Origin of the sequence: Pseudomonas sp. NPDC089401 (assembly GCF_044749485.1) — a bacterium.
Taxonomy (GTDB): Bacteria; Pseudomonadota; Gammaproteobacteria; order Pseudomonadales; family Pseudomonadaceae; genus Aquipseudomonas.
This window is the reverse complement of sequence record NZ_JBIVIA010000016.1, coordinates 13,895-31,882: the sequence shown is the minus strand read 5'-3', so window position 1 is coordinate 31,882 and position 17,988 is coordinate 13,895. Positions and strand designations below refer to the sequence as shown.

Below are 17,988 nucleotides of genomic sequence, written 5' to 3'. Positions count from 1 at the left end.
AGGACAAAATTGTGTCACGAAGCAACAAAAAAAGGCGTTCGACCAAAGCCGGATTATCGCCGTTTTGGTAACAAAGATTCGCAGGAATATACGCTTATCGCCAGTGCTGGCGCCCCCTAGAATTGCTCGGCCCCTCCACCTCTTCCTCGGGAAATCGCAGCTGTGCCGCGTCGCATCATCAGAACGCTTCAAGCGTTCAGTGCCTGTGCCCTTAGTCTCACCCTGAGCGGCTGTATCGGAACCTGGGGCATAGCCCCGCAAGGCAAGACGCTCCAAGCCGCTGCATTGACCCCTGATGCCGCCATTCGCGAAGCCGCCAGCGACGCCCACTGGCCCGACCAGCAGTGGTGGCACGCCTATGGCGACCCCCAGCTCGACCGCTGGATCGACCTGGCCGTGGCCGGCAGCCCGAGCCTGGCCATGGCCGCGGCGCGGGTGCGTGAGGCGAAAGCCATGGCGGGTGTGGTCGAATCGGCGGAAAAACTGCAGGCCAACGGCCAGGCCACGCTCAAGCGGCACAACTGGCCCGAGGACCAGTTCTACGGCCCCGGCGCACTGTCCGGTTCCAACACCTGGGACAACAATGCCGCCATCGGCTTCAGCTACGCGCTGGACCTGTGGGGCCGCGAGCGCAATGCCAGCGAGCAGGCCGTGGACCAGGCGCACATGAGCGTGGCCGAAGCCCGCCAGGCGCAGCTGGAATTGCAGAACAACGTGGTGCACGCCTACATCCAGCTGAGCCTGCACTTCGCCCAGCGCGACATCGTCAAGGCCGAGCTCGAGCAGCAGGAGCAGATCCTGACCCTGGCCAAGCGGCGCCTGGAGGGCGGCATCGGCACTCACTTCGAAGTCAGCCAGGCCGAGGCGCCGCTGCCCGAGACCCATCGCCAGCTCGACAGCCTCGATGAAGAGATCGCCCTGACCCGCAACCAGCTGGCGGCCCTGGCCGGCAAGGGCCCGGGGGAGGGCGCGCAGTTGCAGCGCCCGACCCTGACCCTGGCCGCAGCGCTGAAACTGCCGTCGAACCTGCCTGCCGAACTGGTCGGCCAGCGCCCCGACGTGGTCGCCAGCCGCTGGCAGGTGGCGGCCCAGGCCCGTGGCATCGATGTCGCCCATGCCGGCTTCTTCCCCAACGTCGACCTGGTCGGCAGCCTCGGCTTCATGGCCACCGGCGGCGGCGCGCTGGAATTCCTCACCGGGCGCAAGTTCAACTACAACGTCGGCCCGGCGATCAGCTTGCCGATCTTCGACGGCGGCCGCCTGCGCTCGCAGCTGGGCGTCGCCTCGGCGGGTTATGACGTGGCCGTGGCGCGCTACAACCAGACCGTGGTCGGCGCGCTGAAGAACATTTCCGACCAGCTGATCCGCCGCGAATCGATGAAGGAACAGTCGCACTTCGCCGCCGAATCGGTGGCCGCCGCGCAGAAGACCTACGACATCGCCACGGTCGCCTTCCAGCGCGGCCTGACCGACTACCTCAATGTGCTCAATGCGCAGACCTTGCTGTTCCGCCAGCAACAGGTGCAGCAGCAGGTGCAGGCCGCGCGCCTGATCGCCCATGCCGAGCTGGTCACCGCGTTGGGCGGCGGCCTGCAGGCCGGCAAGGACGTGCCGGACGAAGCGCGCCAGGCGGCACCGAAAACCCCGGCCACCCTGGCCATTTTCGACAAGCAGCCGGATAACGCCGAATGAGCACTTCGAGTTTGCCCGTGCGCTGGCTGCAGAGCCTCGAGTGGCGCCGGGGCTTCTTCGCCTGGGCGCGCACCGACGGGGTGACCTGGGTGTACATCTTCAAGGTGCTGGCCGCCGCGTTCATCACCTTGTGGCTGGCCATGCGCCTGGAATTGCCGCAGCCGCGCACGGCGATGATCACCGTGTTCATCGTCATGCAGCCGCAGAGCGGCCATGTGTTCGCCAAGAGTTTCTACCGGGTGCTCGGCACCCTGGCGGGTTCGGCGATGATGGTGGCGCTGATCGCCATCTTCCCGCAGAACAGCGAACTGTTCCTGCCCAGCCTGGCGCTGTGGGTCGGCCTGTGCTCGGCCGGCGCCATGCGCTACCGCACCTTCCGCGCCTACGGCTTCGTGCTGGCCGGCTACACCGCAGCGATGATCGGCCTGCCCGTGCTGCAGCACCCGGACCAGGCGTTCATGGCGGCCGTCTGGCGGGTGCTGGAGATCGCCCTGGGCATCCTTGTGTCGACCTTCGTCAGCGCCGCGGTGCTGCCGCAGTCGGCCAGTGCCGCCATGCGCAACGCCCTGTACCAGCGCTTTGGCGTGTTCGCCGGGGTGGTGGTCGAGGCCTTGCGCGGCGACAGCCAGCGTGAACGCTTCGAGAGCAGCAACGTACGTTTCATCGCCGAGGCTGTGGGCCTGGAGAGCCTGCGCAACGTCACCGCCTTCGAAGACCCGCACATGCGTCGCCGTTCCGGGCGCCTGGTGCGCATGAACAGCGAGTTCATGGCCATCACCACGCGCTTCAACGCCCTGCACCGCCTGCTGGAGCGCCTGCGCGCACGCGGCCCGTTGCAGATCGTCGGCGCCATCGAGCCGGGCCTGAACACCCTGGTGGAGCTGTTGCAGCCTTACGTGGGCCGCGCGTTGACCGACGCCGATGCACTGCGCCTGACCCTGGAACTGGCCGCCTACAAGGACGGCCTGCAAGCCCAGGTGCGCGGCCTGCGTGCCGACTACCTGGCCACCGAACCCAGCGAGTCCGACCTGCTCGACTTCCACACCGCCTTCGAGCTGCTCTACCGCTTCGTCGACGAGATGTACAGCTACGCCGAGACCCACGCCTCGCTGGCCGCGCACAACCACCAGCGCGAGCAGTGGGACGAGCCCTACGTGGCCCAGACCAGCTGGCTGGTGTCGCTGGCCGCCGGTGTGCGTGCCTCGGCGGTGCTGTTGCTGCTGGGCAGCTACTGGCTGATGAGCGACTGGCCCAGCGGCGCCATGATGACCCTGATCGCCACCGTCACCGTGGGCCTCTCGGCGGCCTCGCCGAACCCCAAGCGCATGTCGTTCCAGATGGCCTGCGGCACGGCGTTCGGCGCCTTCATCGGCTTCTTCGAAACCTTCTTCGTGTTCCCCTGGATCGACGGTTTCGCGCTGCTGTGCATGGTCCTGGCGCCGGTGTTCGTGCTGGGTGCGTTCCTCTCGTCGCGCCCGGCCTACGCCGGCTACGGCATCGGCCTGCTGGTGTTCTTCGCCATCGGCTCGGTGCCGAACAACCTGACCGTCTATGACCCGTACAGCTTCATCAACGACTACATCGGCATGGTCCTCGGCATGTTCGTCTGCGCCGCCGCCGGCGCGATCATCCTGCCGCCCAACAGCCGCTGGTTGTGGAGCCGCCTGGAGCAGGAGCTGCGCGGGCAGGTGCTGTTCGCCATCAGCGGGCGCCTGCGCGGCCTGGGCACCGCCTTCGAAAGCCGTACCCGCGACCTGCTGCACCAGGCCTATGGCCTGGCCGCCGGCAAGCCCCAGGTGCAGAGCCAGCTGATGGGCTGGATGTTCACGGTGCTGGAGATCGGCCACGCGATCATCGAGCTGCGCAAGGAGCAGGCCCGCGCCCCGGTACACCCGGCCTACGCCGAGTCGCAGCCCTGGCGCCAGGCGATCCGGGTCATGGGCCGCGCCCTGGCGCGGCTGTTCCTGCAGCCCAGCGCCAGCAACCACGAGCGCGCCCTGGTGGCGGTGGACCACGCCATCGCCCGCGTGCAGGCCACCGACGAACCCTTTGCCCGGCACTTCGACACCTCGGTGCTGCGCCGGGCGCAGAGCTACCTGCACTTCATCCGATCTTCCCTGCTCGACCCTCAGTCGCCGTTGGCCCCGGCGAAAGGACTGAATCATGCCCCGTGAAATCGCCTTCCATGGCGTGTACATGCCCACCATGACCCTGATGTTCCTGTTCGCCCTGGGCCTGGCCTGGGGCCTGGACCGGTTCATCGCCAGCCATGATGGCTACCGCTTCTTCTGGCACCCGGCGCTGCTGCGCCTGAGCCTGTTCGTCTGCCTGTTCGGCGCCCTGGCGCTGTCGCTCTACTGGTGAGAATCCTTCGATGAAAAAGTTCTTCAGCCTGATCGCCACCCTGCTGGTGCTGGCCGCTGCCGTGGTGATCGGTCGCCAGTTGTGGCTGCACTACATGACCACCCCGTGGACCCGCGACGGGCGCGTGCGCGCCGACATCATCAACGTCGCCGCCGACGTGCCCGGCTATGTGGTGGATGTGCCGGTCAAGGACAACCAGCAGGTGAAGAAGGGCGACCTGCTGATCCAGATCGACCCCGAGCACTACCAGCTGGCGGTCGATCAGGCCAAGGCCCTGGTCGCCTCGCGCAAGGCCACCTGGGACATGCGCAAGGTCAACGCCAAGCGCCGCGCCGACCTGGACAACCTGGTGATCTCCAGGGAAAACCGCGACGATGCCAGCAACATCGCCAACTCCGCCCAGGCCGACTACCAGCAGGCCCTGGCCGAACTGGCCGCCGCCGAGCTGAACCTCAAGCGCACCCACATCGTCGCCACGGTGGACGGTTACGTGACCAACCTGAACATCCACAAGGGCGACTATGCGCGCACCGGCGAGGCGGTGATGGCGGTGGTCGATGAAAACTCGTTCTGGGTCTACGGCTTCTTCGAAGAGACCAAGCTGCCCCACGTCAAGGTCGGCGACCCTGCCGAACTGCAGATGATGAGCGGCGAGCGCATCAAGGGCCATGTGGAGAGCATCGCCCGCGGCATCTATGACCGCGACAACCCGCAGAGCCGCGAGCTGATTGCCGATGTGAACCCGACGTTCAACTGGGTGCGCCTGGCGCAGCGGGTGCCGGTGCGGATTCATATCGACGAGGTGCCGGAGGGTTTTTTGCTGGCAGCGGGGACGACCTGCACGGTGGTGGTGAAGCCGGGCGAGAACTGATACAGCCGATTCGGGGGGCCGCAGATACAGCATTGATTGTTGGGACGTGCTCGAACAGGTTTCGGAAAAAACCTACTTCGTTTAGCGAAATGTCGCTGGTTGCCGCTATTGGCGGCGCATTTCCAGGAGAGCAGTCTGGGACGCCATGAATGTACCCAGTCATCTGCTCGAGGAAAACCCGCCCAATGCCCGAAAGACCGCCATCCCTGATCGACACGCCTCAGGGTTACAGCGCGTGGCTAGCTGATCTGAAAGTCCGCATTCATAGAGCCCAGCAGAAGGCCAGTCTTGCCGTGAATCGGGAGTTGGTTGAGCTCTATTGGCGTCTTGGTCGAGATATCGTCGAACGCCAGGCCGCTCAAGGATGGGGAGCCAAGGTCATAGAACGGCTGGCCCATGACTTGAAGATTGCCTTCCCGACGATGAAGGGATTCTCGCGAGCGAACCTGATGTACATGCGAGCGTTTGCAGAGGCTTGGCCAGAGGAAGCAATTGTCCAACAGGCTGTTGGACAATTGCCCTGGGGCCACAATCTGGTGTTGCTGGCAAAGTTGAAAAAACCGGAAGAGAGGCTGGCATACGCTGCGCGGGCATCGGAGTGTGGATGGTCACGAGCCACTTTGCAGATGCATATCGAGTCCAGATTGCTGAAGCGCGAAGGCAGTGCCGTCTCAAATTTCTCAACGCATTTGCAGTCGCCTGGCACTGATCTGGCTCGTCAGTTCCTCAAAGACCCTTACCTGTTCGATTTTCTTGATGTCGGTCAGGAAGCGAGTGAGCGAGAGATTGAAACCGCGCTTGTAGAGCACATCACACATTTTCTGCTTGAACTGGGAGCCGGTTTTGCCTTCGTCGGACGTCAGGTTCATGTAGAAGTTGGTGGTGATGATTTCTACATCGATCTTCTGTTTTATCATCTGAAACTGCGGTGCTATGTGGTCATAGAATTGAAGGCTGAGAAGTTCAAACCGGAACATCTGGGGCAATTGAGCTTTTATCTCACGGCAGTCGACCTGCAGTTGAAGCTGGAGCAGGATAATCCCACGATCGGTTTGCTGCTCTGTAAAGGCAAGAACAAGGTGGTTGCTGAATACGCGTTACGTGGCAAGGCTCAGCCTATTGGTGTTGCAGAGTTCAAGTTGGTCGATGCCTTGCCGGAAGAGTTGCAGGCAAGCTTGCCCAGCATTGAGCAGATCGAGCGAGAGCTGGCAGGTCGTCAAGCGTAAGGCGCTTCCTGGTGCTTTGGCGCAGTGAGTGCCGGTGCTAGCAAGCAGCCCCCACCAACACCGGCACCTCCACCCGGTCGATCACCTTGGCGCTGATCGACGGATCCAGCAACCGCCCCAGCCGCGACAGGTGGCGGTGGCCCATGATGATCAGCTCGCAGTTCAGGGCCTGCGCCTTGGCCACGATCGCCTCGACCGGCTGCCCGGCGACCATGCAGCCCTGGCTGCTAAAGCCGGCCTGCTGCAACTGCTGCACGGCATCGGCCACGGCGCGGTCGCCCAGGCGTTGTTCCTCGCAGGCGGCGGGGTATTCCTCCAGCTCCTCGGCGGTGTAGGGCGCTGGTTTGTCGTGCACGGCGAAGGTGGCGTCGATGGCCAGCAGGACGTGCAGTTCGTGTTCGCCGGGGCGGCAGTAGCGGCGGGCGAGGGTGAGCAGGGCCGAGGAAGCGGGGGAGGCGTCGATGGCGATCAGGACAGGGCGGGGCATTGGGATCCTTTTTTGAAGCTGGCTGGGTGTTTGCCTGTCCGGGCCTCTTCGCGGGCAAGCCCGCTCCCACAGGTAATGCACTGTACTCAGGTATTGCACAGTTTCTGTGGGAGCGGGCTTGCCCGCGAAGAGGCCGGACCTGCCAATGCCTCTTTTATGGCCGAACATGGCCCTTGAATAAATGCCCCACCACGCACGAACGCATTGCGTCTGGTGCAATCGTCCAACCTGCTACCATCGCCGTTCCCCCAGCCGCCACGGAACCCGGCCATGCAACTCCCGGACATGAACCTGCTCGTCGCCCTCGATGCCCTGCTCGACGAAGGCAGCGTGGTCGGCGCGGCGCAGCGCATGAACCTGAGCCCGGCGGCCATGAGCCGGACCCTGGGGCGCATCCGCGATGCTCTGGGCGACCCGATCCTGGTGCGCGCCGGCCGTGGCCTGGTGCCGACGCCGCGGGCGCTGGCCCTGCGCGAACAAGTGGCGGCGCTGGTGGAGCAGGCCGGCGAGGTGTTTCGCAGCGCCGATGAAGTCGACCTGGCCAAGCTCGACCGCGCCTTCAATATCCGCACCAACGACCTGTTCATCGCCCTGTATGGCGCCCAGCTGCTGCGCCGCATGCACGAGCAGGCGCCACGCACGGTGCTGCGCTTCGTGCCCGAGAGCCCGGGCGGTGATGACGACAGCGTGCTGCGCGACGGGCGCACCGACCTGATCATCAGCTCGACCGTCGACCTGGGCCCGGAGATCAAGGTGCAGAGCCTGTTCCAGACCTACTACGTGGGCCTGGCGCGGCGTGACCACCCGATCTTCGACCAGCCGATCACGGCGCAGACCTTTGCCAGTTATCCACAGATCAGCGTGTCCCGCCGTGGCCGGGCCAACGGGCCGATCGATGTCGAGCTGGCCAACTTCAAGGTGCAGCGGCGGGTGGCGCTGATTACCCCGAGCTTCCACTCGGCGCTGTTCTCGCTGCCGGACTCGGACCTGATCCTGCCCATGCCGGCCAACATCCTCAACAGTGTGCACAAGCTCGGGCTGCCGTTGCGCTCGTTCGAGATCCCGGTGCCGCTGGAACGGGTGATGGTGCTGCAGGCGTGGCACCCGCGCTTTCACAACGACCCGGCGCACCGCTGGTTGCGGCAGACCATGAAGGCCTGTTGCAGTGTCGACCCTTGAGACCGCGTCGCCTGCTTCGCGGGTGAACCCGCTCCCACAGGTACAACGCTGCCCTCGGGCCTGGCGCAATCCCTGTAGGAACGGGTTTACCCGCGAAGCAGGCGGCGCGGTCTAGAGCCGGATTGCGCCTGACGCAACATAAACCTGCCAATAAGTCAGTTTTCGTAAGCATTCGACCTTCTTAGACTTACTCCCGTCGCAAATTTGTTGCTGGAGTTGTCTGCCCATGAGTTCCCTGTCCGCCCCCCCTGCCGTAATCGCCGCCGCGCCGGTGCAGACGGCGTTCGGCCTGCGGGTGGTGGTCGGGCTGTTCGGCGTGCTGCTGGCGGTGCTCTGCGCCGGCCTCAACGAGTCGGTAACCAAGATTTCCCTGGCCGACATCCGCGGCGCCATGGGCATCGGCGCCGACGAGGGCGCCTGGCTGCTGGCGGTGTACAGCGCCGCCTCGGTTTCAGCCATGGCGTTCGCGCCGTGGCTGGCCACCACCTTCTCCTTGCGCCGCTTCACCATGACCGCCGTTGGCCTGTTCGCCGTGCTCGGCCTGCTGCAGCCGTTTGCCCCCAACCTGCACAGCCTGATGCTGTTGCGCGTGCTCCAGGGCTTCGCCTCGGGCGCCTTGCCGCCGATGCTGATGAGCGTGGCGCTGCGCTTCCTGCCGCCGGGCATCAAGGTCTACGGCCTGGCCTGCTATGCCCTGACCGCCACCTTCGGGCCCAACCTCGGCACGCCGCTGGCAGGGCTGTGGACCGAATACGTCGGCTGGCAATGGGCGTTCTGGCAGATCATCCTGCCCTCGGCGCTGGCCATGTTCTGCGTCGGCTGGGGCCTGCCACAGGACCCGCTGCGCCTGGAGCGTTTCAAGCAGTTCGACTGGCGCGGCGTGCTGCTCGGCCTGCCGGCCATCAGCTGCATCGTCCTCGGTTTGTCGCTGGGTGACCGCTGGGGCTGGTTCGACTCGCCGCTGATCTGCTGGCTGCTGGGCGGTGGTGTGCTGTTGCTGGTGCTGTTCATGTACAACGAATGGTCCGAGCCGCTGCCGTTCTTCCAGCTGCGCATGCTCGAACGGCGCAACCTGAGCTTCGCCCTGGTGACCCTGGCCGGCGTGCTCATCGTGCTCTCGGGCGTGGCCAGCATCCCCTCGGCGTACCTGGCGCAGATCCAGGGCTACCGCCCGGCGCAGACCAGCCCGCTGATGATGCTGGTGGCCATGCCACAGTTGATTGCGCTGCCGCTGACCGCCGCGCTGTGCAACATCCGCGCGGTGGATTGCCGCTGGGTATTGGCCATCGGCCTGGCAATGCTGGCGGCGTCGTGCGCGGGCAGCAGCTTGCTGACCAGCGAGTGGATCCGCGGCGACTTCTACCCGTTCTACCTGCTGCAGGTGTTCGGCCAGCCGATGGCGGTACTGCCGCTGCTGATGCTTTCCACCAACGGCATGACCCCGCAGGAAGGCCCGTTCGCCTCCAGTTGGTTCAATACCGTCAAGGGCCTGGCCGCGGTGATCGCCGGCGGCCTGCTGGACGCCCTCGGCACCCTGCGCCGGCACTTCCATTCCAACCACCTGGTGGACAGCCTGGGCAACGCCCCGCTGATCGATGACAACGCCGCAGGCCTGGCCAAGCGTTTGCACGACCAGGCGCTGGTGCTCACCTCGGCCGACCTGTACCTGGTCATGGCCTGCATCGCCGTGGCCCTGATCTGCCTGATTCCTTTCGTGCCTACCCGGGTCTATCCGCCGCGCGCGGTGGCCTGACCCCTGGATGAACTCGAGACACTGAACATGACCAACAAACGCAAAACCCTTCTCATCGGCTCGGTGCTCGCGGTGGCCGTGCTGGCCGCCATCGCCGGCCCCTGGCTGTTTGGCAGCGATCAGCGCCAGAGCACCAACGACGCCTACGTGATCGCCGACTACACCGTGGTCGCGCCGAAGGTCGCCGGCTTCATCAAGGAAGTACTGGTCGAAGACAACCAGCAGGTCCAGGCCGGCCAGTTGCTGGCGACCATCGATGCCCGCGACTACCAGGCCGCGCTGGATGCCGCCCAGGCCCAGCTGCTGGTGGCCAAGGCGCAGAGCGCCGATGCCCGGGCCACCCTCGAACGCCAGGCGGCGCTGATCGCCCAGGCCGAGGCGGCGGTCAAGGCGGCCCAGGCCGAAGCCTCGTTCGCCGACCATGAGGTCAACCGCTACAGCCGCCTGGCCGAGCAGGGTGCCGGCACCGTGCAGAACGCCCAGCAGGCGCGCAGCCGTGTCGACCAGGCCCGGGCGCGCCTGGCCAACGCCCAGGCGGCGCTGGTGGCGACGCGCAAGCAGGTGGACATCCTCACGGCCCAGGTGGCGAGCGCCGACGGCCAGTTGAAACGTGCCGAAGCCGGCTTGGAAAAGGCCGAGCTGGACCTGTCCTACACCCGTATCACCGCGCCGGTCGACGGCATGGTCGGCGAGCGCGCCCTGCGCGTCGGCGCCTTCGTCAACCCGGGCGCGCGCCTGCTGTCGGTGGTGCCCTTGCAGCATGCCTACGTGGTCGGCAACTTCCAGGAAACCCAGCTGACCCACGTGCAGCCGGGCCAGCCGGTGCGCATCAGCGTCGACACCTTCGCCGGTGAACCCCTCAAGGGCCATGTCGAGAGCATCGCCCCGGCCACCGGCGTGACCTTCGCCGCGGTGAAACCGGACAACGCCACCGGCAACTTCACCAAGGTGGTGCAGCGCATTCCGGTGAAGATCGTCTTCGATGATGGCCAGCCGCTGCTCGAACGCCTGCGCGTGGGCATGTCGGTGGAAGCGACCATCGACACCCACGGCGACGGGCTGGCTGGCAAAGAGGTGAGTGCTCGATGAACGCTGCCGTACGCTTGAGCCCGCTGCTGCTGGCCGTGCTGCTGGCCGGCTGCACGATGGGGCCGGACTTCCTGCGCCCGGACAGCCAGGCCCCCGCCCAGTGGGCGCCGCTGCAAGGCGAGGCCGCCGCCAGTCAGCCCCAGGCCGAGCCACTGGAACTGCGTTGGTGGGAGTCGTTTCACGATGCCCGCCTGAGCGCGCTGATCCAGCGCGTGGCCGACAACAACCTCGACCTGCAGATGGCCAGCGCGCGCCTGCTGCAGAGCCGCGCCCTGCGCAGCACGGTGGCGGCCGAGCAATCGCCGTCGGTGGATGCCAACGTCGGCTACAGCCGCGCGCGCAACAGTGCCGAAGGCCTCAGTGACCCGTCCGGCAAGGCGGGTAAAGAGGCGTTCAACCTCTGGCAGGGAGACCTGGTGGCCGGTTGGGAACTGGACCTCTGGGGCCGGGTGAGGCGCCAGGTCGAGGCCGCCGATGCCAGCGTGGAAGTGGCCGAGAACGACCGCCGCGGCGTGCTGCTGGCGCTGCTCTCGGAAACCGCCGGCAACTACATCCAGCTGCGTGCCGTGCAGCACACCCTGGATGTCACCCGCGACAACCTCAAGGTCGCCCAGCACAGCCTGAAGCTGTCCGAAGACCGCCAGGCCGAAGGCGTCGCCACCCGTCTCGACGTGGCCCAGGCCAGCGCGCAGGTCGCCTCCATCGAAGCGCGCCTGCCGAGCCTGGAAGCCAGGCGCGACGACCTGATCAATGCCCTCAGCCTGCTGGCCGCCGAGCCACCGCGCAGCCTCCAGGCCGAGCTGTTGCAAGGCGGCGACCTGCCCGCGCCGCAGCAGACGTTCGCCATCGGCGTGCCGTCGGAGCTGGCCGAACGCCGCCCGGACATCCGCCAGGCCGAGGCCCGGCTGCATGCCGCCACCGCCAGCATCGGCGTGGCCAAGGCCGATTTCTACCCGAGCATCCGCCTGTCCGGCAATTTCGGTTTCCAGGCCATGCAACTGGCCGATTTCGGTGCCTGGGATTCGCGCCGTTTCGCCTTCGGCCCGCAGCTGTCGCTGCCGATCTTCGAGGGCGGCCGGCTCAAGGGCAACCTGCAACTGCGCGAGGCGCAGCAGCAGGAAGCCGCGCTCAACTACCGAAAGGTAGTGCTCGGCGCCTGGCACGAAATCGACGATGTGCTACGCCTTTACAACGCCAGTCAATTGCGCCGCGACCACCTGGCCGAGGCGGTGCGGCAGAACCGCATCGCCCTGGAGACTGCCCAGCGCCAGTATGTGGAAGGTGCGGTGGACTTTCTCAATGTGTTGACCGTGCAGAGCGCCTTGCTGGCCAGCGAAGAACAGTGGATCGACAGCTCGGCGGCGGTGTCCCAGGCCCTGGTCGGCCTGTACAAGGCCTTGGGCGGTGGTTGGCAGGCATTCGACCTGAAAGCATGAATGGCCGGGGCCGCTTTGCGGCCCTTTCGCGACACAAGGCCGCTCCTACAGGCGATCGCGGTCCCTGTAGGAGCGGCCTTGTGTCGCGAAAGGGCTGCAAAGCAGCCCCAGCAATTCCCCAGACAGATGAGGAGGCACAGATGCAAATTTCCTTGAACGGCAAGCGCGCCATCGTCAGCGGTTCCACCGCGGGCATCGGCCTGGCTATCGCTATCGGCCTGGCCGAGGCGGGCGCCGAAGTGGTACTCAACGGCCGCACCCAGGCTCGTGTCGACGAGGCCCTCAAGGCCGTGCGCGAGCGTCTGCCGCAAGCGCGCATCATCGGCATCGCCGCCGACCTGGGCACCCAGGAGGGCGCGCAGAAACTGTTCGAACAAGTGCCGCACACCGACATCCTGGTCAACAACCTGGGCATCTTCGAGCCCAAGCCGTTCTTCGAGATCGATGACGCCGACTGGCAGCGCTTCTTCGATGTCAACGTGCTCAGTGCCGTGCGCCTGTCACGCCATTACGCCCAGGGCATGGCCGAACGCAAGTGGGGGCGGGTGATCTTCCTGTCCAGCGAATCGGCACTGCAGATCCCGACCGAGATGATCCACTACGGCATGACCAAGACCGCGTTGCTGGCGGTGTCGCGGGGGTTGGCCGAGACCTTGGCCGGGACCGGGGTGACGGTGAATTCGGTGCTGCCAGGGCCGACCCGTTCCGAAGGGGTGGGCGACTTCTTTGCCAAGCTGGCGCAGGAGCAGGGGGTGTCCACCGATGAGTTGGAGGCCAACTTCCTCGCCGAGCACCGGCCGACGTCGCTGATCAAGCGGCTGGCGACGGTGGAGGAGGTGGCCAACATGGTGGTTTACCTGGCTTCTGTGCAGGCCAGTGCGACTACCGGGGCGGCGTTGCGGGTGGATGGCGGAGTGCTGCGCTCCATCGCCTGATTCGTTGTTGCCTGTGCCGGCCCTTTCGCGGGTGAACCCGCTCCCACAGGAAATTCCCACGGCCCGGGCTGGCACTGTCCCTGTGGGAGCGGGTTTACCCGCGAAGAGGCAGACACCGATATCAGAGGGGACGGAGTAACCCGAAGCGCTTGCGCAACGCCCAGTCCAGCAACCGCGTAGGCAGCAGCCGGGCCATCAACGGTAACGCCGTGCTGCCATTGCCCAACCTGACCACTGCTGGCACCGGCGTCTTGCCAACCGCCGCCAGCACGCCCTGGGCAAACGCCGCCGCCGACGTCGGCTTGTCCTGCGAGGCCCGCGCCCGCGCCTGCACATGCTCGCGCAACGGCCACCATGGCGAGTCCGCCGCCAGCACCTGATCGGCCTGGCGCTGGGCATTGCTGGCGAACTGCGAGGCGATCGCGCCCGGCTGCACCTCCATCACCTGCACCCCGAACGGCGCCAGCTCCAGGCGCAGGGCATCGCTCAGGGCATGCACGGCGGCCTTGGAGGCGCAGTAGGCACCGGCGAACGGGGTCACCAGCACACCCGAGACACTGCCGATGTTCACCACCAGGCCACGTGAGCGGCGCAGCAGCGGGAACAGCGCGCGGGTCACGCCGACCATGGCGAACACGTTGGTTTCGAATTGCTGGCGCAGGGCGTCGACGCCCCCGTCGAGCAGTGGGCCCATGGCGCCGTAGCCGGCGTTGTTGATCAGGATGTCGAGGGTCCCGAGCTCCTCGGCCAGGCGGGCCAGGGCTTCGCTGTCGTTTACATCCAGCTGTCGGGCGCTGAAGCCGGCGGCCTTCAGCCGCTCGACATCCTCGGGTTTGCGGGCGGTGGCCCAGACAGGGTGGCCGGCATCGCGGAAGGCGTCGGCCAGGGCGCGGCCGATGCCGCTGGAACAACCGGTGATCAGGACGGTGGGCATGCTTGGGGCCTGTTGGCAGGTGGAATGTGTTTAACCTGTGCCGGCCTCTTCGCGGGTAAACCCGCTCCAACAGGTGCGGCGCGGTCCCTGTGGGAGCGGGTTTACCCGCGAAGAGGCCGGCACAGGCGACGAATTAGTTGGCAAATGTACCTTGCAGGTGCTCCGCACGGAACTCGAGTGTTTGCGGGCGATACCCCGAGCGCAACGGCGGCAACGGCACGCAGTCCTTCCACTCCACCCCCGGCTGCAATTCACCCGGCCCGCGATAGCGCGGTGCATTGTAGGTGTTCTCCGCCAGGTTCACGGTATCGCCCGGCGCATATGCCGCCACCCGCCAGCGCAGTTCGCTCAGCGGTGCCTTGTTGCCATTCTTCATGCGCACCTGCAGGGCGCGGTCGGCGGGGCATTGGTCGGGGGCGTAGCTCAGGCGCAGGTCCAGGCGGGCCAGCTGCGAGGCTTCGCGGCTGTCCTGCCACAAGACCATCAGGGCCACCAGGCCCAGGCCGCAGATGGCGGCCAGGGAAATCGGCAGGGCCTTGGCCGGGTAGCGCAACAGCAGCACCAGCCAGGTGAGGATGAGGAAGGCACCGATGATCATGGCAAGTTCAGACCTCTGTTGCGCAGGTCTGTCCATCGTAGCGCCAAATCCTGGGGGCCTCAAAACAGAAGGGGCCGCGTCGCGGCCCCTGGGTGTTGCTTATTGCGCGATGGTCTTCACCGACACGCCGCGCTCGACCGGCGTGGAGCTTCGCCCGTAGACATCCTCGAAGCGCTCGATGTCATCCTCGCCCAGGTAGCTGCCGGACTGCACCTCGATGATCTCCAGCGGGATCTTGCCCGGGTTGCGCAGGCGGTGGATCGAGGCGATCGGGATGTAGGTCGACTGGTTTTCGGTAAGCAGGAACACGTTCTCGTCACAGGTCACCTCGGCGGTGCCGGACACCACGATCCAGTGCTCGGCGCGGTGGTGGTGCATCTGCAGCGACAGGCTGGCGCCCGGCTTGACGGTGATGTGCTTGACCTGGAAGCGGCCGCCCATGTCCACCGAGTCGTACGAGCCCCACGGGCGATAGACTTCCAGGTGGTTCTGGGTTTCGCTGCGGCCCTGCTCGTCGAGGGTCTTGACCATCTGCTTGACGCCCTGGACCTTGTCCTTGTGGGCAATCATCATCGCGTCCTTGGTCTCGACCACGACGATGTTCTCCAGGCCGATCACCGACACCAGCTTGCCGTTGCCGTGGATCATGCAGTTGCGGCTGTCCTGCACCACCACGTCGCCCTTGGTGACGTTGCCGTCGGCGTCCTTGTCGTGCACTTCCCACAGCGACGACCAGCAACCCACGTCGCTCCAGCCGGCCGACATCGGCACCACGCAGGCACGCTGGGTCTTTTCCATCACCGCGTAGTCGATGGAGTTGTCCGGGCAGCAGGCGAAGGTGGCTTCGTCGATGCTCAGCACATCGCCGTCCTGCGCGCTGCGCTCCAGCGCCAGCAGGCAGGTGTCGTAGATGTCGGAGTCGTGTTTTTTCAGTTCTTCGAGGAAGCGGCTGGCGCGGAACAGGAACATGCCGCTGTTCCAGAAGTAGCCGCCGGCGGCGACGAACTCGGCGGCGCGCTGCTCGTCGGGCTTCTCGACGAACTGCGCGACCCGCGCCACGCCTTCGGGCAGCAGGGCGTCCTGGCTGGAGCGGATGTAGCCGTAGCCGGTTTCCGGCTTGGTCGCCGGCACGCCGAACAGCACCATCTCGCCACGCTCGGCGGCCACGGTGGCCAGGGCCAGGGCCCGTTGCAGGGCCTTCTGGTCATCGATCACGTGGTCGGCCGGCAGCACCAGCATCAGCTCGTCACGGCCTTCGTTGACCAGCTTCATGGCAGTGATGGCGACGGCGGGCGCGGTGTTGCGGCCAAACGGCTCCATCAGGATGCCCTGGGTTTCCAGGTTCAGGGCGCCGAGCTGCTCCTGGACGATGAACTTGTGGTCCTTGTTGCAGACCACGATCGGCGTGTCCATGCCGTCGAAGCGCAGGCGCGAGAGGGTTTGCTGGAACAGCGTGTGTTCACCGGTCAGGGCCAGGAACTGCTTGGGGAACTGCTTGCGCGACAGAGGCCACAGACGCGAACCGCTACCACCAGAAAGAATTACCGGGATCATCATGTTTCTCCAATAGTCGTTATGAGGCAGGGGGATCAGTTGCTAGCCACGGGGCGAGTTACCCACACCGGCGACACGTTGCCGCCGGAACCCGTTACGTACAGCACGGCGGCTTCGCCACGCTCCAGGGCGACCGGTTTCAGGTCGCTGACTTTCTTGTTGCCTTCGAACAGGGCCAGGTTGACCTTGACCGGGTTGATCTCGCGCTCGCCACGGCCCTGGGTGGCCACCGACGGCACCACTTCGGTCTTGCCGTCGGCGGTCTTCAGGGTCACGGCCTGGTCGCTGAGGTTCTGCACCCGCACCAGGGCCTTCTGCTTGTTCTTGAACGGCGGTTCCTCGATCAGCTGCGGGCTGCCACCGGCGTTGTTGACCAGGGTGTAGTACTTGTCCGCGGCCAGCTTGACCGGCACGCTCTTGCCGCCGACCTGGGCGGTGTAGTCACCGCCGGGCAGGAAGCTGAAGTCGCTGCTGGCCTGGGCGCCGACCTGCTTGATCTGGGTGTTGCCGACGCTGGCGGCGGCCGGGGCGCCGGCGGCGTTGTACAGGCGCACGAAGCTCGAGCCCTTCGGCGCGCTCGGGCCGTACAGCGCGGCGTCGGCACCGGCGAAGGCCTGCAGGGAGGCAAGGGAAAGGCCGGCCGCGAGGGTGAGGGCTTTGGCAATGGAAGTCTTGGTAGTCATGTGCGTTTCCTCTCTTTCTATCAGTGGTTCGTCCGGGTGGACGACAAGGCCAGGTTTTCTTCGGATTTGCGGGAGTTCTTCAGCTGCGCGATCCACTGCGGGTCGAAGCTGCTGAGGTCGTTCTTCATTGGCAGATAACGTTCGGGGAATTCCCACACCACCACTTGTGGCGCGGCGTTCTTGAAGGCATCGCTTTGCAGGTACTTGAGCATCGGCAGCAGCGGGCCGTGGCCGTCTTCGGCGTAGTTGGCGACGTCGCTGTGCAGCGCCTGCTGCAGCGCGCCGAGGAAGTTCCAGTGCGGGTTGGCGCTGTAGCTGGTGCCCACCAGGGCGACCGGGATCTGGCTGTCGGCGAACAGGGCGTCGCCGCCATCGCCTTGGGCGTCGGCCGGATGGGTGGTGCGTTGCTGCAGGTTGTCCGGGCTCGGCAGCAGGTTGCTGAACAGCGGGTCCAGGGGCAGGAAGTTGGTCAGGTCGCCTTTGTACGGCGCGGTGTTGCCGGCCTCGGTGACGAAGGCCTGCGGGTCGCCGTTGAGCAGGCTCTGGCGGCTGACCGCTTCGGCCAGCGCCTGCGCCGCCACTTCAGCGCCCATGGGCGTCCAGTGGGTGTCGGTGCGCAGGAATACCTGGCCGCGGGCCTTGGCCTGCTCCAGCGGCGCCATCAGGTCGGGGGCGAACACGTTGGCCTGGCGCGCCTGGGCGTGGAACTGGTTGTACAGGTCATCGTGCAGGCTGGCCGGTTGCTCCTTGCCGACGTATTCGGCATACACCCGCGCCTTGGCCGGGATGATCGCCAGCACCAGCTGGCTGCCGTGCTTGTGCAGGGCATCGCGCACGCCGCGGATCAGCGCCAGGTTGTCCTGCATCAGCTGGTCGGCGCCGGCGGTAGGCTTGAACTCCTCGTCGCTGAACAGCCACTGGTCGCGGCCCAGCACCACGCCCGGGCGGCCTTCGTTGAACAGCTTGAAGTCCAGCGCGGCCCAGAGGTTGGTGCCCAGGCGCTTGATCGGGAACTGGTCGTCGTAGTGGGTCTCGGCGGCCTTGGCCAGCTTGCCGTCGAGAAGGGTCATCTGCTCGGTGCGGTGGAAGCTTTCGAAGCCGCCGGTGGACCAGGCGCCCATGCCCACCAGCAGGCCGAGGAACGACAGCGAATAGGTGACGCGTAATGTGCGGGTCATGTCATCCAC

At 66.0% G+C, this 17,988-nt stretch carries 16 protein-coding genes; 10 read left to right on the top strand and 6 right to left on the bottom strand.

What is annotated here, in order from left to right; genetic code table 11:
• Positions 1-162 precede the first annotated feature (162 nt).
• The 5 genes from ACIP21_RS26170 to ACIP21_RS26150 all read left to right on the top strand — a co-directional run bounded on the left by ACIP21_RS26170 (position 163) and on the right by ACIP21_RS26150 (position 6,153).
• On the top strand, positions 163-1,692 hold the full coding sequence (locus ACIP21_RS26170; protein WP_400694064.1) for an efflux transporter outer membrane subunit: 1,530 nt from the start codon (positions 163-165) through the stop codon (positions 1,690-1,692).
• The gene (locus ACIP21_RS26165; RefSeq protein ID WP_400694061.1) at positions 1,689-3,866 is read left to right on the top strand and encodes an FUSC family protein; all 2,178 of its coding nucleotides are present in this window, start codon (positions 1,689-1,691) and stop codon (positions 3,864-3,866) included. Before ACIP21_RS26170 ends, ACIP21_RS26165 begins: the two co-directional genes overlap by 4 nt.
• On the top strand, positions 3,856-4,056 hold the full coding sequence (locus ACIP21_RS26160) for a DUF1656 domain-containing protein (RefSeq protein WP_008097766.1): 201 nt from the start codon (positions 3,856-3,858) through the stop codon (positions 4,054-4,056). Before ACIP21_RS26165 ends, ACIP21_RS26160 begins: the two co-directional genes overlap by 11 nt.
• Positions 4,057-4,066: 10 nt before the next feature.
• Entirely contained in the window at positions 4,067-4,927 is an 861-nt protein-coding gene (locus ACIP21_RS26155; RefSeq protein ID WP_400694059.1) for an efflux RND transporter periplasmic adaptor subunit, read from the top strand.
• A gap of 185 nt (positions 4,928-5,112) precedes the next feature.
• Positions 5,113-6,153, top strand: a complete 1,041-nt coding sequence (locus tag ACIP21_RS26150) for a YhcG family protein (protein WP_400694056.1) — start codon at positions 5,113-5,115, stop codon at positions 6,151-6,153.
• A gap of 37 nt (positions 6,154-6,190) precedes the next feature.
• On the opposite strand, the gene ACIP21_RS26145 is transcribed toward ACIP21_RS26150, so the two are convergent.
• Positions 6,191-6,640: a universal stress protein gene (locus ACIP21_RS26145; RefSeq protein WP_400694053.1), complete on the bottom strand. Its 450-nt coding sequence runs from the start codon at positions 6,638-6,640 to the stop codon at positions 6,191-6,193.
• A gap of 270 nt (positions 6,641-6,910) precedes the next feature.
• On the opposite strand from ACIP21_RS26145, the gene ACIP21_RS26140 reads away from it, so the two are divergent.
• The 5 genes from ACIP21_RS26140 to ACIP21_RS26120 all read left to right on the top strand — a co-directional run bounded on the left by ACIP21_RS26140 (position 6,911) and on the right by ACIP21_RS26120 (position 13,032).
• The gene (locus tag ACIP21_RS26140) at positions 6,911-7,819 is read left to right on the top strand and encodes a LysR family transcriptional regulator (protein WP_400694051.1); all 909 of its coding nucleotides are present in this window, start codon (positions 6,911-6,913) and stop codon (positions 7,817-7,819) included.
• Positions 7,820-8,045: 226 nt separating this feature from the next.
• Positions 8,046-9,572 (top strand): MFS transporter, encoded by a 1,527-nt coding sequence (locus tag ACIP21_RS26135; RefSeq protein ID WP_400694048.1) that lies wholly within the window; start codon positions 8,046-8,048, stop codon positions 9,570-9,572.
• Positions 9,573-9,599: 27 nt separating this feature from the next.
• The gene (locus tag ACIP21_RS26130; protein ID WP_400694045.1) at positions 9,600-10,661 is read left to right on the top strand and encodes an HlyD family secretion protein; all 1,062 of its coding nucleotides are present in this window, start codon (positions 9,600-9,602) and stop codon (positions 10,659-10,661) included.
• The gene (locus tag ACIP21_RS26125) at positions 10,658-12,097 is read left to right on the top strand and encodes an efflux transporter outer membrane subunit (RefSeq protein ID WP_400694042.1); all 1,440 of its coding nucleotides are present in this window, start codon (positions 10,658-10,660) and stop codon (positions 12,095-12,097) included. Before ACIP21_RS26130 ends, ACIP21_RS26125 begins: the two co-directional genes overlap by 4 nt.
• Positions 12,098-12,237: 140 nt before the next feature.
• On the top strand, positions 12,238-13,032 hold the full coding sequence (locus tag ACIP21_RS26120) for an SDR family NAD(P)-dependent oxidoreductase (protein ID WP_400694039.1): 795 nt from the start codon (positions 12,238-12,240) through the stop codon (positions 13,030-13,032).
• 121 nt (positions 13,033-13,153) lie between these two features.
• On the opposite strand, the gene ACIP21_RS26115 is transcribed toward ACIP21_RS26120, so the two are convergent.
• From ACIP21_RS26115 to ACIP21_RS26095, 5 genes are all read right to left on the bottom strand, one after another.
• Complete coding sequence (locus tag ACIP21_RS26115) at positions 13,154-13,966, bottom strand: SDR family oxidoreductase (protein ID WP_400694036.1); 813 nt, start codon at positions 13,964-13,966, stop codon at positions 13,154-13,156.
• A 133-nt stretch (positions 13,967-14,099) separates the two neighbouring features.
• The gene (locus ACIP21_RS26110) at positions 14,100-14,564 is read right to left on the bottom strand and encodes a multidrug transporter (protein WP_400694033.1); all 465 of its coding nucleotides are present in this window, start codon (positions 14,562-14,564) and stop codon (positions 14,100-14,102) included.
• Positions 14,565-14,663: 99 nt separating this feature from the next.
• On the bottom strand, positions 14,664-16,118 hold the full coding sequence (locus ACIP21_RS26105) for a mannose-1-phosphate guanylyltransferase/mannose-6-phosphate isomerase (RefSeq protein ID WP_400694301.1): 1,455 nt from the start codon (positions 16,116-16,118) through the stop codon (positions 14,664-14,666).
• 35 nt (positions 16,119-16,153) lie between these two features.
• Entirely contained in the window at positions 16,154-16,801 is a 648-nt protein-coding gene (locus ACIP21_RS26100) for an alginate O-acetyltransferase AlgF (protein WP_400694030.1), read from the bottom strand.
• 20 nt (positions 16,802-16,821) lie between these two features.
• Positions 16,822-17,979, bottom strand: coding sequence for an alginate O-acetyltransferase (locus tag ACIP21_RS26095; RefSeq protein WP_400694028.1), 1,158 nt, complete (start codon positions 17,977-17,979; stop codon positions 16,822-16,824).
• Positions 17,980-17,988 lie beyond the last annotated feature (9 nt).

What these genes read in the sequence shown, in the direction of transcription:
- ACIP21_RS26165 (WP_400694061.1), top strand. Translation starts at nt 1,689, where the DNA reads ATGAGCACTTCGAGTTTGCCCGTGCGCTGGCTGCAGAGCCTCGAGTGG.
- ACIP21_RS26160 (WP_008097766.1), top strand. Translation starts at nt 3,856, where the DNA reads ATGCCCCGTGAAATCGCCTTCCATGGCGTGTACATGCCCACCATGACC.
- ACIP21_RS26155 (WP_400694059.1), top strand. Translation starts at nt 4,067, where the DNA reads ATGAAAAAGTTCTTCAGCCTGATCGCCACCCTGCTGGTGCTGGCCGCT.
- ACIP21_RS26150 (WP_400694056.1), top strand. Translation starts at nt 5,113, where the DNA reads ATGCCCGAAAGACCGCCATCCCTGATCGACACGCCTCAGGGTTACAGC.
- ACIP21_RS26145 (WP_400694053.1), bottom strand. Translation starts at nt 6,640, where the DNA reads ATGCCCCGCCCTGTCCTGATCGCCATCGACGCCTCCCCCGCTTCCTCG.
- ACIP21_RS26140 (WP_400694051.1), top strand. Translation starts at nt 6,911, where the DNA reads ATGCAACTCCCGGACATGAACCTGCTCGTCGCCCTCGATGCCCTGCTC.
- ACIP21_RS26135 (WP_400694048.1), top strand. Translation starts at nt 8,046, where the DNA reads ATGAGTTCCCTGTCCGCCCCCCCTGCCGTAATCGCCGCCGCGCCGGTG.
- ACIP21_RS26130 (WP_400694045.1), top strand. Translation starts at nt 9,600, where the DNA reads ATGACCAACAAACGCAAAACCCTTCTCATCGGCTCGGTGCTCGCGGTG.
- ACIP21_RS26125 (WP_400694042.1), top strand. Translation starts at nt 10,658, where the DNA reads ATGAACGCTGCCGTACGCTTGAGCCCGCTGCTGCTGGCCGTGCTGCTG.
- ACIP21_RS26120 (WP_400694039.1), top strand. Translation starts at nt 12,238, where the DNA reads ATGCAAATTTCCTTGAACGGCAAGCGCGCCATCGTCAGCGGTTCCACC.
- ACIP21_RS26115 (WP_400694036.1), bottom strand. Translation starts at nt 13,966, where the DNA reads ATGCCCACCGTCCTGATCACCGGTTGTTCCAGCGGCATCGGCCGCGCC.
- ACIP21_RS26110 (WP_400694033.1), bottom strand. Translation starts at nt 14,564, where the DNA reads ATGATCATCGGTGCCTTCCTCATCCTCACCTGGCTGGTGCTGCTGTTG.
- ACIP21_RS26105 (WP_400694301.1), bottom strand. Translation starts at nt 16,118, where the DNA reads ATGATCCCGGTAATTCTTTCTGGTGGTAGCGGTTCGCGTCTGTGGCCT.
- ACIP21_RS26100 (WP_400694030.1), bottom strand. Translation starts at nt 16,801, where the DNA reads ATGACTACCAAGACTTCCATTGCCAAAGCCCTCACCCTCGCGGCCGGC.
- ACIP21_RS26095 (WP_400694028.1), bottom strand. Translation starts at nt 17,979, where the DNA reads ATGACCCGCACATTACGCGTCACCTATTCGCTGTCGTTCCTCGGCCTG.